Raw genomic sequence first — 13,251 nt, 5'->3', positions numbered from 1 at the left:
CACACCGCTCGTTGCCCAGATTATGGAAAAGAACATCGTGACGCCATGGGAAGTCGAGGGAGTTGTTGATTACCAGAGACTGATGGATGAATTCGGAATCCAGCCGATGGCGGAACTCGTTGATAAAATCCCAAATCCAAACCATCTGATACGGAGAGGAATCATTTTTGGTCATAGAAATTACGAGAGGATTATAGATTCTATCAAAAATAAAGAACCCTGGGCAGTGATGTCCGGTTTCATGCCGTCTGGATACCCTCATTTCGGGCATAAAATGACGATGGATGAGATAATCTGGCATCAAAAAATGGGTGGTATGGCTTTTGTCGGAATTGCCGATCTGGAGGCAAATGTTGTCAGAGGTTTATCAAAGGAGAAATGCAAGGAGATTGGACTGCTTTATGTTAAAAGCATAATAGCTCTTGGTTTGGAGAAGGAGTCCTTAATCTATTTCCAGTCCGCGAATCAAACAGTAAAGGATTTGGCCTTTGAGCTATCCGCGGAGGTTAACTTCAGCGAGTTGAAAGCGATATATGGCTTCCTCCCGGAAACAAGTCTGGCAAAGATGTTCGTTACCTGTGTTCAGGCTTCAGACATCCTTCATCCTCAGCTTGAGTTTTATGGTGGGCCAAAGCCTGTAGTTGTCCCGGTTGGAGCGGATCAGGATCCTCATCTCAGGCTTACGAGGGATCTGGCAGATAGAATCAGTATTTTCTCATTCGAGAGAATTGAGAACGGTGTGAGGGTAAGAAGCAGGAAAGGTGAAGAGCATCTGAAAAAGCTTGAAGCTCTGGATTTTGAAATGAAGGTTTATGAGGCTCATGTTGATGTTTTTGGGGATCATGTGGAGATCGAAAAGCAGGTCAGAAAAATTGAGGTGGAAAGTGGAGGTTTTGCGTTCATTCAACCATCTTCGACCTACCACAAGTTCATAACGGGGTTGACAGGAGGTAAGATGAGTTCAAGCAAGCCTGAAAGCTTCATTTCTCTTATGGAAAGACCAGATACTGCTGAGAAGAAGATAATGAGGGCTGTTACCGGTGGGAGGGCTACTGCAGAGGAGCAGAGGAGATATGGTGGAAGGCCAGAGATATGCACGGTCTTTGAGTTCTACAGCTACCACCTCGTTGAAGATGATAAGGAACTTGCAGAGATTGAAAGCGAGTGCAGGAATGGAAAAATCCTGTGCGGAAGTTGCAAGAAAAGATGTGCACAGATTGTGAGAGAGTTTCTGAAAAGCTTTCAGGAAAAAATGGATGAAGTGGAGCTTGAGGAGTACAACATTGTAATCTAATTGACTTTTACTGATAGTTGTGAGTTCCCATTACAACTTTGATGCCTGTTTTTTCCTCTATTGCTTTCTTGGCATCTTCTGGAGACATGTACGGGCATCCGGGCTTTGCCATGCATGAGCTCATGTATATAACATCTGGCTTTATTTCTGAAAGCTTCATCGCCATTCCTATGTTTGGCACCAATGTTTTACCGGGGCATTCGCATCTCACGAAGGCTATTATTGCTGAGGGCTCGTCAAATTCACCCTCACCGAGTGCTGCAGCCTTCAGACACCTCCACTCTCCCGGACAGCCATATGTGGCGTCCATGTATGCCCCACAACCAACGACAAACACTTTCTTCATATCTCTCACCACTGTAGTGTGCGGCAGATGTGAATATAACCTTTTTCTTCCAGAATTCCGGTTTTGAGCCTGGAATGGTTCTAGTTTTGATAGATCAGTCTTTTTAACCTAAAAATAATCTGAAAAAATATATTGGTGCTAAGTTTTTGTAGATCATGAACTGCTGATGTTTGATGAAGTTTATTCACTTGATATTATTTTTTGTAGATGATATTGTCAAGATACAGTGCTTTAATTTTGCTTTAATAGCTTTGATTTAACTGACTGGAAAAACCACCGTTGGTGCAAGTTTGGCCAGGGTAACGCAAAATTAAAATTTCAATAAATCGTTTTAGTATTTGATGTTCGAACTGCTGCTCGAAAAAGCGGTTGAAATCGCAAAAAAACTGAATGAGGATCACATCTTTGTCATATCGCATGAATTCTATGATATTGATGATTTTAATGGAGTGAAGATATACAACATTCCAAAGAAATTTTCCAACTATCTCGAATCCATGCTGTTCTCCTTTGAGAAAGACTATGATGCCGAGAAGGTCCTTGGAAGTCTGATCGAGAAATCCCTGATCGCTCAGAACATTCTCGAGTATGTTTCATCCCTGTCATTCCTCAAGAACATCCCGTTGAGTGAGAACTGCATAATGCTGATCGATCTCGAATCGTATAAAGGCCTGATCGTGTCGAATCAGAAGAAGAGCAGGGTGAATAAGGCAATTCAGGAATGCAGCGATAGGATAAATCCAGAGGTGCTGAAGGCGATAATCAACATAGCAATAAGCGTATCCCTGAAAGGTAGGGAAGGTAGAAAAATTGGAACGGCATTCGTGATCGGTGATGTTAAGGAGGTCATGAAGAGATCGAAGCAGATGATAATAAACCCCTTTGAGGGACATCCTGTTGAAGTTAGAAACATTAAGGATCCATACATCTGGGAGAGCATAATGGAGTTCGCCCAGCTCGATGGTGTTTTCATTGTGGATGAGGAAGGCACGATAATCTCTGCCGGGAGGTATTTAGATGTCTCGGCCACGAACCTCGACCTCAGACCGGGTCTGGGAACGAGGCACCTGGCATGTGCAGCAATATCGCAAGAGACTGAAGCGATATCGGTGGTTGTTTCTGAGAGCGGTGGGGACATAACGATATTCAAGGATGGAAAGGAACTGCTGAGGATCAGTGGGATACTTTTCTGAGGTAAGGTTTTTATCCTCTTGATTGTATTGTGATTTACACTCTGATGGGGTGGGGAGATGCAATACCGAAAATTTAAAATTTTGGAAAAGAAAAACGATAACGGGGGTATTAGCAAAAAATGAGCTCGGAAATATGCAGCATATGTGGGTTGCCGAAAGATTTGTGTGTGTGTGAAGAGGTTGCCAAGGAGCAACAGCAGATCGTGATAAAAACAACGAAGAGGAGATACGGGAAAGAGGTTACTGTTATTGAGGGCATCGATACCGGGGAGATAAACATCGAGGAGCTGGCGAAGTATCTGAAATCAAAGCTTGCATGTGGTGGAACTGTAAAAAATAAGGTTATAGAACTGCAGGGCAATCATGTCGGGAGGGTTAGAGAACTCCTGATAAAGAAGGGATTCAACCCGGAGAGAATTAAAAGTTGATTTGATATTTTTGTAAAATCAAAAATGGATCATACTTGCAATCCTATTTTTCAGTATCTCCGTTATATCGATTCCAGTCAGGTTAAGCACAGCATATATGCCAATGAATGTTCCGATCATACTGCCGAGGTTTGTCAGCGCTGCAACCAGCAATACTCTGAAAAATTTGTTGTCAAGCAGGTCTCTTATGGATCTTGCTTCAGATAGCTTTTCAAGGTCCTTGGAGGTGGGTTTTCTTACCCATGCCTCCACAATTCCTGAGATCCACCCAGCCGCTATTGCCGGGTTAAGTGATGTGAGCCATGCAAACAGGAATGCAGATAGGATAGATAATGGACTGCCCCTTGCCAGCAACGCTCCCAGTGCTGAAAGAATGCCGTTGATCAGGAACCAGTAAATGAAAGCTTTCAGAATGAGTTCGGTATTCAGCGAGAGCAGAACGGAGATGAAAATTATGGCAACGAATGCGAAGATCGAGTAACCAATAGTCTTTGCCAGATTGAACCTTGACTGCTTAACCTCCAGCAAAGCATCTAAATCTGGGATCTCTCCACCCTTGAGTTTCTCTTTTATTCCATTAACATGCCCAGCACCAACAACAGCAACTATTTTGTTGTATCTTTTAGAAAACTGAAGGAGCTTTCCGGCCATGTATGTGTCTCTCTCCTTAATCAGAGCATTTACGGCATTGGGGGATATCTTCTCGAATTCTGACACCATTGCCGTTATTATATCCTCTTTTAGTAACTCATCAACCTCAATTTCTTCCTTATGGAAGAGAGAAACTATCAGACTGACGAACAATTTTACCTTCTCAATGAAAGACAGACTGCTCCAGAACCTCTTGAATGTTATGGATATATCCCTGTCTATCAGTAAAATATCTGCACCAACCTCTTTTGCAACCTCTATAGCTTTCAGCATCTCCTCTCCAGGAGTTACACCGTATTTCTCACCAACCTTTCTCTGGAAGTATGATAACAAAAGCTGGAACAGAAGTAGATGGGTCTCGCCCCTCTTTATAACATCAACTATCGATATCTCCTGAGCTTTTTTATGCACCAATGCAAAAAATCTTTTCTCATCAAGCTCTATGGCAACAGCATCTGGCTTTTCTGATAGAATCGTCTCTTTAACCTGTTCGATAGATTTTTTAGATACATGGGCTGTGCCAACGAGGATTATTCTCTCATCGATATTCTCACGAATATTTTCATCGTTCAAACCTATACCTCCCTGCTTTTGGTTCCAAGAATTTCAAGTGTTCTGATCAGATCTGTTCTTGAGACGATTCCCACGAGCTTGCCATTCTCGACTACGGGCAGTCTGCCAATATTCCTTTCGTTCATAAGCTGCAGAGCCTCTATAGCATTTGCTGATGGGCTGATCATTAAGACATCTCTGCTCATCAACTTTTCAACCTCATCGTCTGGACTGGCATTCATTATGTCTTTGAGTGTTATTATTCCAACGATGTCGCCATCATCCACAACAGGATAACCGAGATGTTTGTACCTCAGCATCATGTCAAGAACCTCGCTAACCTTCATTGCTGGCGTGACTGTTATCGGGCTGGGAGTCATTATCTCTCTGACCGTTACATTCTTCAGTATGTTTTCCACAATGACAGACTTCTCTTCCTCACTAGCTCCCATGTATATGAAAAAAGCTATGAGGATCAGCCATGGATTGAAGAAAAGCCCGAGAATACCAATCAGGAAGGCAAGAATCTTTCCAACCTCTGCTGCTATTTTTGTTGCCTTTAAAAATCCCGTTTTCCTGGCAATTAAAGCTCTCAATATTCTGCCACCGTCCAGAGGGAAAGCTGGAATGAGGTTGAAGAATGCGAGGGCGAAATTGTATATCGAAAATGTCAGGAAGAGCTCGGAGATTATATCTATTTTTGAGAGGTAAATTATTAAAGAAACAGAAGCCAAGAAGATGCTCATCAATGGTCCGGCCACAGCTATTTTGATTTCACTTCTTGGCTCTTCCGGTATTTTCTCAAGCAGCGCAACTCCGCCAAAAATGAACAGAATTATTCCTTTCACTTTGACTCCCATTCTCTTTCCGATCAGTGAGTGGGATAGTTCATGCAGCAGTACTGCCAGAAACAGGGATATCGCGGAGATTACTGAGAGAATAGCTCGGATATTACTTGAATACTTTAAACCATAAAACCCGAATGGATGGGGTGTGATGTACAGTGCATAGCTGAAGATTATCAGAACTATGAAAAGTGTGAAATGGACATAGATATCTATTCCCGCAATTCTGCCGATTCGAATCGATTGCTTCATAGCTTAAGTTTCTGTTCAAGTGATATAAAAATTGGGTGCTGATTGGTACTGACAATCATCAGTCTATGAACCACTCCAGTGTTCTTGCCTCGACAACTCTGTCTCTTTCCCGATCAAAATAAAAGGTCTCAAAATCGTAGCCTAAGGGATAGACTTTTATGGCCTCACTATGGGGGGGATAGAAGTGTCCGATGTGTGTGAAGACGGTTTTTCTTGCGCCAATCTCATCGGCCAGCTTCATGGCAGTCTCCGCATTCATGTGCTTTCTCAGTTTGAAGTTCTCTGGGGCTATTGCATCAACTATAAACAGATCTGGATTCTTGAAAACCTCTATCGTATTTTCTGACAAATTCTTGTTCGTATCTCCGGATATGACAATCTTGTAACCCCTCCACTCGGCAACAACGCCATGAGCCCTCCTCATTGGTGGGTGATTTACATCGGCGAGAGTGAATTTGATTCCGGCTATCTCAAATGGTTTATATGGCTCAACCTCGATTTTTCTGTATTTGAGGAACTTCATGTAGTTGCCAATATCCTCGTGAACCTCTTTTGATGTGTAGACCTTGACATTGTCCTGAACTCTGTAGAACTCTCCAAAACCAGCAAAATGGTCGAAATGACAGTGCGTCCAGATAACAGCCTCAATCTCCTCAACATTGGCTCGCATTAGCTGCATCCTTAAATCCGGAGATGTGTCTATGAGTATATTCTTTCCCTTGTTCTGGATCAGTATTGAGAATCTGAGCCTCTGCCAGCCGTTTTTTCTGGCATCCTCACAGGTTCTGCAATGACAGTTCAGGATCGGTGTACCAGGAGAGTCTCCAGTACCGAGGAGCGTGATTTTCATACAACTCAGTATGATGTCTTGAGGTTTAATCTTTCTCTTACCTCACCAATTGCCTCGACAAGCAGCTTTTGGTCGAGCCCCTCCATGTTCATCATGAGAGAGTTAAGGACAGCCTCCCTTATAACCAGCTTTATGTCCGCTCCTGTGAAGCCATCAGTTAGTTTGACAAGCTCGTCGATGTCGAATTCACCCTTTATGCGGGACAAAGATAGTTCAAAAATTCTTCTCCTTATAATTTCAGGCGGTTCTGGAAACTCTATTATCTTGTCAAACCTCCTCCAGACTGCAGTGTCGAGCAAACTCGGATGATTCGTCGCGGCTATCAGTATAACTCCATCCTCTACTAGGTTTATCTCGTCAATCGACTTTAACAGCGTGTTCACAGCTCTCTTTACTGCTGCATGCTCATCGCTCGTCCTCGTTTTTGCAACATAATCGAACTCATCTATAAAGAGTATGCAGGGACTGAGCCTTTTGGCGATCTCGAACACCTTCTCAATGTTCTTTGATGTCTCGCCCAGATACTGGCTCGTTATCATAGAGAGCTTGACCTCCACCAGAGGAAGGTGAAGCCTTTTGCTCAGGGCTCTCGCAGTTGTGGTTTTTCCAGTTCCTGGAGGTCCAATGAACATCAGTTTCCCGACTTCAAGAACTCCTATCTCTTTTAGATAATCTCTTCTCTCTAGGGCAACCTCGATTTTGTCGAACTCCCGTATTTGCTCATCTGTCAGGGCTATGGATGCGAAGTCGATCTTTATATCTTCAGGAGAGTATATTCTCACAAGTCCGAGCATCTCTGCAGTCTGTTCGTTCTTTTCCAGTTCGGCAATTATTGTCTTCAACCACTCCCTGTCTCCGTATTTTGGCTTGTTGAATCTTTTTGCCTCCTCGTAAGATACACCAAGCGAATCATAGTTTTGATAGTAGTATGCGAGCACGGGATTCTTCTTTATCTGCTCCAATCCTCTCTTCGCAAACCACTGAATTGCCAAATCAAAGGATGTAATCTTGAACTGTTTGCTGAACTCGTTAAAGTCGATAAACGGAAGGCTTTTTATGGAGTCAATATTCTTTGAAACCTTTTTTGCTGTATCCATTTTAACAACTAACGGTCTGGATATCCCGCTCTTTCCATAAAAGATCTTTCTTATCTCTTTTGGTATATCGTCTTCGGTTAGCTCCTCATACCTGTTGTACACCTCTGCCGTTAGTAAAAGCTCAATGACCTTTGTTTCTTCCATGAAAACACTCTCCATCTTCTTTGTAAATCTGAGTTTAAGTTTAATTCCAGAAAAATCTGGCTCTCATCTTTTAAATTTTTTGCTGTTGAACATGCGTACGGGAGCGAATTTCTCAGAATAATTTATAACTTTCTCGGAAATTTCCATCAGGCTTCGCTCATTAGGATTTGTTCGTGGCAAGGCTTGAAATTTTATGCTGGATATTTTCTATTTTGCTATCTCAATTTTTGGCTGTGAAGTTAGATCTTTATAACTGCAATTACATAGTATCCTCAGTTGAAAGAAAAAGTTTATTTTCCTTCTCGTTTCGCTCTTCTCATGGTAAAGAAGATGGAATCAAAAGGTGCGAGAATACTTGCTTTGATGTTGGCCTTAATAATGATCGGCTCAGTTCTTGCCTATTCAGCCAAGCAAATGGCTGGAAGCCCTAAAAGAGAGTTAAAGTATGAGCTTCCCGATAATTTTAAGGGTTATGTTTCAAGTATCCCAGATGGGGCAGGAGAGGTAATCTATCTGAACTTTAACTCTGCAGATGAACAGCTATCGAGCTATCTAAAAAATATTCTGTCTTCTAACATGAATTACAAATTCTTCTCGCATATCCGCTTCTCCCACGATGTCGAAAAAGCCCTTATTGCCATGTACCCTTCAGCATTCCCAGATTTGCTGTTTCTGATCAATGTCAACAAGACAAAGGTCTTTTTCACCCATGAATCTGTGGAGAGTTATGGAGATTACAGTATCGAGTTGAACAAGGGTGTTGCGCTGGTTGACCAGATAAGTCCATGCGTTTTTGGCACTGTAAACATAGTTTCAAAGACCTTGGATGTGGTATCCACAAAGAATGGTAGCCTGAACGATTCAGTTGGAAGTTACATCCAGAAACTGCCGGATGATGATTACAACCTCGTACTGATGTTCAGGGGTGAAGCGGCAAAAAGCCTCACGAAAACACCAGATCTAATGGATTTCTACCTTTCAGCCTACAGAATCAATAAAACAGCCAACATGTATGAGAAAGTTGTGATCATTAATTTTCTGAAAAATGCCTTCTTTGTTGAGTCAAACAAAACTGAATATTACAATTACACCAACTATGGTGAAGGGCTGAGCATGGCTGTTATGATGGACACGAATTTCACAAAGCTCCTTAGCGCTGAACCAGAAATGAGGATAATTGAGATCAAGCCTGTGGAGGTAAATGAAACGAAGTAATCCAATTTAATTAATATTAATATAATATCAATAATAATTTATATTTTATTTTTGGGTTTTGTGTTTGGTCTTGAAGCTCTACTGTGTGTTTTGATCCAAACATCCGGCAGATGGAATATTTTTGGTTGGATGTATATTCTCAAAAAATTTGAAATCCCAAAGGTTATAAACTCCCTTGAGCATGAAAATCTGATGTTATCTGTGTGTATGCAGTGCGGGACATGTTCTGCAAGCTGCACATCGAGGCAATCCTTCAATCTGAGAAAGCTTATACTTAACCTGAACCTTACAGGTAACGATCTAAGCGATAGCATTTGGGACTGCACGACCTGTCTGACATGCCAGACGAGGTGCCCAAGAGGGATACCGCTGACGGAAATTATAGTAGATTCAAGAAAAGAGTTCGTAGAAACTGGAAGGATTCCATCTGAGATCAGAGATATGCTGGATTCGATTTACAAGCATAAGAATCCGTTTGGCGAGGGTAAATACAAGAGAAAAAAATTCATTGAGGACATTAAGAAAAAGTTTGATGTTTCCGATATTTCAGAATATTACTGGTTTATTGGATGTGTCAGTTCCTACGAGAGCAGGAGCATGGAGGTTGTTGAAAAAACTGCGAGAATTTTCAAGGATATTGGAATCGATTTCAGTGTTGATGCAGATGAGGGTTGTTGCGGAAATGAGGCAATGGTTCTCGGAGAGGAGGGTCTTTTTGAGTTGCTTAAAGAAGAGAATGAAATGTTCTTTAAAGAAAGGGGTGTAGAGAAGGTCATAGCATCATCCCCACACTGCTACAATGCTTTCAAGAAATACTATGGGTTGGAAGTCTTAACTCCTGTTGAGGTTATATATAAGGCCATTAAAGAAGGAACTCTCGAGTTCAAGTACGATGTTGATGCTAGGGTAACATATCACGACCCATGCTATCTGGGTAGATACAATGGAATCTATGATGCTCCCAGAGAGGTTATAAAATCGGTTTACAATGTGGAATTTGTTGAAATGCAGAGGATCAGAGAGAACAGCTACTGTTGTGGTGGAGGGAGTGGAAACTTCTTGAGAGAAAGCAGGGCTAATGTTCAGAGAGTCAGAGAAGCTTTATCCACAAATGCTGATATACTCGTGGTTTCCTGCCCCATATGTCTAATAATGCTCGAGGATGCTGTGAAAACTCTAAACTCCGATCTTGCCGTCATGGATGTTGTTGAACTTGTACATCTGGCAATGTATGGATATTAAAAGGCAAGTTTATTTTTCCTCGGCTTAATGGTGGATAACTTCTATCAACAACTTCACCTTTCCCATTCTATCTCTTGAGCATATACTGATGTTGAATTAATCCGCTGGAGTATTGGGGTTGGAGATTTGTACTCAGCGAACTATCAGAACTTCAACCCACTCATGCCCGAGAAAAGAACCATTGCTTTGAGGTATTTGGAGTGAGGTACAGGGTAATCGCCATACCTCAGTTCGACTCCTGAAACTACCTTGTCTATCATCTGAAGGCTGGTGAACATACCGTCCATTGTAATATCTTCCGGATCCCCACCAAAAAGCAGTAAAGCTGTTTTCGCCGAACTGATATCGCATCTTGCACTGAGATTATCATTTATGGCCTTTTTCATAATATTTACCATTTTTTCCGTTTTTTTTGCGTGGTCTTCTTTTTTGGCAAACCTCCTGAGAAAACTCACTCTCTCAAGAAAGCTTCTGTTAACAGGCTCTTCTGCATAACCTATTGCTGACAGCCCTTTCATAAAGGAGTTGAACACATCGCTCGTATCAACAACGACCTCTCCAGCAATCTTCTTTTTCAGATCAATCTCTCCAACCAAAGATAGCATGTTCAGGGAGTTCAGAATCATTTCCTGATATCCATCTTTCTCTTCAAACAGCAGGACAAATTTGGAGCTGTTTGAGATGATCTTTAACCTCTTTCTGAGTTCGTGGTAGTCGGAGATTGTGTCAAGAGGAGGAATCAGCAGAAGGTTTATTACGGGATCATCTGAGAGAGACATGAGTTCCTCGCCAATTTTTACTGTAAGGTCAAATCCATATTCATCATCGATATGGCTTACAATCATGAATGCCTCATAAAACTCATGTTTCGAGAATATTGCTGTCAGTATGCTTCTCGCCGCCTCTGGGTCGTCTTGCCAAGCAAGAAATCTGTTGTCTGCAGGAAGCTTCAAGCTCCCAAGCTGCGAGCTCTCGCCACAAACAGCATAGGTCTTGAACAGGTTTACCTTATTCACTCTTGCCCCTTTCGCATGCAGCATATCGGATATCGAGGCTCCCTTTTTGCCGATGCCGATCGTGAGCAACCTCATTGCAACTATTCTTCATAAATGAAAATATAACAATTTCCGGTGCCGGTATGTGATTATCGTTCAATTAAACATGACAGAGATATTTGCATCGAAAAAGATATAAATCGGAGTTGAAAGAAAGCTTATACACGCTCCGGTGGTGTAGCCCGGCCAATCATACGGGACTCTCGATTCCGTGACCCGGGTTCAAATCCCGGCCGGAGCACTATTATGTTTATTTGTTTTTAGGTCAGCTAACATAGCCGGATATCGTCTTAAGCCGGACTTATTTTTGGCTCAATGTGAAACATTAGATTTCAAAAACAAAAGTTAAATAAGGTCCGATGATCACTGTGTAATGTCATGATGTCTGAAAGAGCTCTTGCCAAGATGATTGAAGCAATGAACAAACATATGCCTGCCAGAAGAAAAACCCTGAAAGAAATGCTTAATGAGGACGAACCCTCTATTAAGGCGAGAGATGGAAATGAGTACATAATAGAGAAAGATGAACTTAAGTTCATTTCTGAGTATGTGGATGAGCTTGACTGGGACAAGTTCAACATCCCAATAATCCTTGAGATGAACGATCTCCATGGTGAGACAGTTGTCTTCATCCGCGATAAACTTCATCAGGAGTTCATGAGAAAGGCCTTTGGATTCGACAGATACGTCAGGGATGTTATGATGATCTATCTCTATGAGATGAGAAAGGTTAGAAGAGCACTGAGGACAGCATCACAGGTGGTATTCAAGGTGAGCTTTAGGTAGCTTAATAGCTTAAAGATGGGTATGGACTATTATCTGCTCATATTTCCTCCATTAATCGGAGCATTCGTTGGCTTTATAACGAATGTTGTTGCAGTTGAGCTTCTTTTTCACCCTAAAAAACCAATAAACATTTTTGGAATAAGGATCCAGGGCTTGGTTCCTGCAAGGAGCAAGGAGATTATAGAGCGGTTTATGGACTCTCTTTCTGATATACTCAACGAGGGGGACTTTGAATTCATAATCAACAGGGCGATAGAGAGAGCTTACGATGAAAAGTTGAAAAGCAAAATAAGCTTCTCAGTTCTGAACTTTAAAATAGATGAATGGGTCTCCAAGACCATACTTCCTTGGGTGAAGGATTTTCTGACCAAAAGTATTTCAGAGAATGTGGATGTCAGGGAGTTTGTCCTGAGAAAGGCTGAAGAGATAAGCGATGAGGAGATCGAAATCTTATTCAAAAAATTCGCAAAAAAGGAGCTGAGGTTTATAGAACTCTCTGGTCTGGTTTTGGGATTCGTGATCGGAATAATTCAATCAATCTTTTTCTATTTTGCGGGTTGATTTTTTTGTGGGTTAAATGGCCAATTACGGCTGAATTTCTTATGGATCTGATTCAATCTATGCCGTACTTGGCCATATCCTCTTTGGTTCCAAGATACACGAGGAATCCTATTATCCCTATGTTTATGAGCAGCAAAAGGAGAATCAGGAGCAGGTACAGCATATTGTCTGAGGACATGAAGATCAGGAAGTTCCACAGGAAATGCATGAACATCGCTAACAGGAGAAAAGGTATTATGCTCCGAACATAACCCTCAGCTTTCAAGCCATATCCAACACCCACTATGGCGCTCCAAGCTCCATGAGCGAATGGTGTTAGAATAATTCTTATGAGAGTTACCTGAATCCCAAAGCCCAGCCCATATAGAAGGTTTTCCGTGGCTGCAAAACCCAGCCCCGCGGTAACTCCGTAAACAACTCCATCCATCAGCCCATCCATCTGTTTTGAATCATATGGTATCCTGATGGCCAGAGCTTTGGATGGCTCCTCAATGCTTGCTGAAATCAATGCGATAAATAAGGCAGCTTGGGGAAATATATAGCTGGCCAGCCTCTCCAGAAACATGGCTATGCCGACTGAGACTATTGCGCCGTAAAAGAAGGTAATGGCTATGTACTTTGCTGGTTCAGGCTCATATTTATCTTTGTGGTAAAAATACCACACCAGCGCTATGGCCGGGACATAAGATATCAGAATCAGGAAGTACAATGTGTCCGGCATCCGAATCAACTGGTTGTTT

Annotated in this window: 14 protein-coding genes and 1 tRNA gene; 8 read left to right on the top strand and 7 right to left on the bottom strand. The window is 42.0% G+C overall.

Going from position 1 to position 13,251, the window contains the following annotated elements; all coding sequences use genetic code 11:
• Nucleotides 1–22 precede the first annotated feature (22 nt).
• Nucleotides 23–1,294, top strand: coding sequence for a tryptophan--tRNA ligase (locus ASULF_RS09000; RefSeq protein ID WP_015591416.1), 1,272 nt, complete (start codon nucleotides 23–25; stop codon nucleotides 1,292–1,294).
• A gap of 7 nt (nucleotides 1,295–1,301) precedes the next feature.
• On the opposite strand, the gene ASULF_RS08995 is transcribed toward ASULF_RS09000, so the two are convergent.
• A complete protein-coding gene (locus ASULF_RS08995) occupies nucleotides 1,302–1,640 on the bottom strand; it encodes a CGGC domain-containing protein (protein WP_015591415.1) in 339 nt (112 codons plus the stop codon).
• A 341-nt stretch (nucleotides 1,641–1,981) separates the two neighbouring features.
• Between ASULF_RS08995 and ASULF_RS08990 the strand changes: the two genes are divergently transcribed.
• Together ASULF_RS08990 and yciH are read left to right on the top strand one after the other, a co-directional pair.
• Entirely contained in the window at nucleotides 1,982–2,833 is an 852-nt protein-coding gene (locus ASULF_RS08990) for a DNA integrity scanning protein DisA nucleotide-binding domain protein (RefSeq protein ID WP_015591414.1), read from the top strand.
• Between the two features lie 119 nt (nucleotides 2,834–2,952).
• The gene (gene yciH, locus ASULF_RS08985) at nucleotides 2,953–3,261 is read left to right on the top strand and encodes a stress response translation initiation inhibitor YciH (protein ID WP_015591413.1); all 309 of its coding nucleotides are present in this window, start codon (nucleotides 2,953–2,955) and stop codon (nucleotides 3,259–3,261) included.
• A gap of 18 nt (nucleotides 3,262–3,279) precedes the next feature.
• Here yciH and ASULF_RS08980 read toward each other — a convergent pair whose 3' ends face one another.
• The 4 genes from ASULF_RS08980 to ASULF_RS08965 are packed head-to-tail and all read right to left on the bottom strand — an operon-like array spanning nucleotide 3,280 to nucleotide 7,652.
• A complete protein-coding gene (locus ASULF_RS08980) occupies nucleotides 3,280–4,485 on the bottom strand; it encodes a TraB/GumN family protein (RefSeq protein ID WP_015591412.1) in 1,206 nt (401 codons plus the stop codon).
• Nucleotides 4,486–4,487: 2 nt separating this feature from the next.
• Nucleotides 4,488–5,561: a CBS domain-containing protein gene (locus ASULF_RS08975; protein WP_015591411.1), complete on the bottom strand. Its 1,074-nt coding sequence runs from the start codon at nucleotides 5,559–5,561 to the stop codon at nucleotides 4,488–4,490.
• Between the two features lie 58 nt (nucleotides 5,562–5,619).
• Entirely contained in the window at nucleotides 5,620–6,411 is a 792-nt protein-coding gene (locus ASULF_RS08970) for an MBL fold metallo-hydrolase (RefSeq protein ID WP_015591410.1), read from the bottom strand.
• Nucleotides 6,412–6,416: 5 nt separating this feature from the next.
• Nucleotides 6,417–7,652 carry an ATP-binding protein gene (locus tag ASULF_RS08965; protein WP_015591409.1) on the bottom strand — a complete coding sequence of 412 codons (1,236 nt, stop codon included), beginning with the start codon at nucleotides 7,650–7,652 and terminating at the stop codon, nucleotides 6,417–6,419.
• Between the two features lie 318 nt (nucleotides 7,653–7,970).
• Between ASULF_RS08965 and ASULF_RS08960 the strand changes: the two genes are divergently transcribed.
• Both ASULF_RS08960 and ASULF_RS08955 read left to right on the top strand, forming a co-directional pair.
• Nucleotides 7,971–8,867, top strand: a complete 897-nt coding sequence (locus ASULF_RS08960) for a hypothetical protein (RefSeq protein WP_015591408.1) — start codon at nucleotides 7,971–7,973, stop codon at nucleotides 8,865–8,867.
• Nucleotides 8,868–9,059: 192 nt separating this feature from the next.
• On the top strand, nucleotides 9,060–10,109 hold the full coding sequence (locus ASULF_RS08955) for a (Fe-S)-binding protein (protein ID WP_048098386.1): 1,050 nt from the start codon (nucleotides 9,060–9,062) through the stop codon (nucleotides 10,107–10,109).
• A 143-nt stretch (nucleotides 10,110–10,252) separates the two neighbouring features.
• Here ASULF_RS08955 and ASULF_RS08950 read toward each other — a convergent pair whose 3' ends face one another.
• Entirely contained in the window at nucleotides 10,253–11,200 is a 948-nt protein-coding gene (locus ASULF_RS08950; protein WP_015591406.1) for an FtsZ/tubulin family protein, read from the bottom strand.
• Nucleotides 11,201–11,330: 130 nt separating this feature from the next.
• On the opposite strand from ASULF_RS08950, the gene ASULF_RS08945 reads away from it, so the two are divergent.
• From ASULF_RS08945 to ASULF_RS08935, 3 genes are all read left to right on the top strand, one after another.
• A tRNA-Glu gene (locus ASULF_RS08945) sits at nucleotides 11,331–11,405 on the top strand.
• A gap of 137 nt (nucleotides 11,406–11,542) precedes the next feature.
• On the top strand, nucleotides 11,543–11,950 hold the full coding sequence (locus ASULF_RS08940; RefSeq protein WP_015591405.1) for a DUF61 family protein: 408 nt from the start codon (nucleotides 11,543–11,545) through the stop codon (nucleotides 11,948–11,950).
• Nucleotides 11,951–11,971: 21 nt separating this feature from the next.
• The gene (locus tag ASULF_RS08935; RefSeq protein ID WP_015591404.1) at nucleotides 11,972–12,511 is read left to right on the top strand and encodes a DUF445 domain-containing protein; all 540 of its coding nucleotides are present in this window, start codon (nucleotides 11,972–11,974) and stop codon (nucleotides 12,509–12,511) included.
• A 52-nt stretch (nucleotides 12,512–12,563) separates the two neighbouring features.
• Here ASULF_RS08935 and ASULF_RS08930 read toward each other — a convergent pair whose 3' ends face one another.
• Nucleotides 12,564–13,232, bottom strand: coding sequence for a PrsW family intramembrane metalloprotease (locus ASULF_RS08930; protein ID WP_015591403.1), 669 nt, complete (start codon nucleotides 13,230–13,232; stop codon nucleotides 12,564–12,566).
• Between the last annotated feature and the right edge of the window lie 19 nt (nucleotides 13,233–13,251).

Source organism: Archaeoglobus sulfaticallidus PM70-1, assembly GCF_000385565.1.
GTDB classification, from domain to species: domain Archaea; phylum Halobacteriota; class Archaeoglobi; order Archaeoglobales; family Archaeoglobaceae; genus Archaeoglobus_A; species Archaeoglobus_A sulfaticallidus.
This window is presented reverse-complemented; position numbering and strand designations above follow the sequence as displayed.

What these genes read in the sequence shown, in the direction of transcription:
- ASULF_RS09000 (WP_015591416.1), top strand. Translation starts at nt 23, where the DNA reads ATGGAAAAGAACATCGTGACGCCATGGGAAGTCGAGGGAGTTGTTGAT.
- ASULF_RS08995 (WP_015591415.1), bottom strand. Translation starts at nt 1,640, where the DNA reads ATGAAGAAAGTGTTTGTCGTTGGTTGTGGGGCATACATGGACGCCACA.
- ASULF_RS08990 (WP_015591414.1), top strand. Translation starts at nt 1,982, where the DNA reads ATGTTCGAACTGCTGCTCGAAAAAGCGGTTGAAATCGCAAAAAAACTG.
- yciH (WP_015591413.1), top strand. Translation starts at nt 2,953, where the DNA reads ATGAGCTCGGAAATATGCAGCATATGTGGGTTGCCGAAAGATTTGTGT.
- ASULF_RS08975 (WP_015591411.1), bottom strand. Translation starts at nt 5,561, where the DNA reads ATGAAGCAATCGATTCGAATCGGCAGAATTGCGGGAATAGATATCTAT.
- ASULF_RS08970 (WP_015591410.1), bottom strand. Translation starts at nt 6,411, where the DNA reads ATGAAAATCACGCTCCTCGGTACTGGAGACTCTCCTGGTACACCGATC.
- ASULF_RS08965 (WP_015591409.1), bottom strand. Translation starts at nt 7,652, where the DNA reads ATGGAAGAAACAAAGGTCATTGAGCTTTTACTAACGGCAGAGGTGTAC.
- ASULF_RS08960 (WP_015591408.1), top strand. Translation starts at nt 7,971, where the DNA reads ATGGTAAAGAAGATGGAATCAAAAGGTGCGAGAATACTTGCTTTGATG.
- ASULF_RS08955 (WP_048098386.1), top strand. Translation starts at nt 9,060, where the DNA reads ATGTTATCTGTGTGTATGCAGTGCGGGACATGTTCTGCAAGCTGCACA.
- ASULF_RS08950 (WP_015591406.1), bottom strand. Translation starts at nt 11,200, where the DNA reads ATGAGGTTGCTCACGATCGGCATCGGCAAAAAGGGAGCCTCGATATCC.
- ASULF_RS08940 (WP_015591405.1), top strand. Translation starts at nt 11,543, where the DNA reads ATGATGTCTGAAAGAGCTCTTGCCAAGATGATTGAAGCAATGAACAAA.
- ASULF_RS08935 (WP_015591404.1), top strand. Translation starts at nt 11,972, where the DNA reads ATGGACTATTATCTGCTCATATTTCCTCCATTAATCGGAGCATTCGTT.
- ASULF_RS08930 (WP_015591403.1), bottom strand. Translation starts at nt 13,232, where the DNA reads ATGCCGGACACATTGTACTTCCTGATTCTGATATCTTATGTCCCGGCC.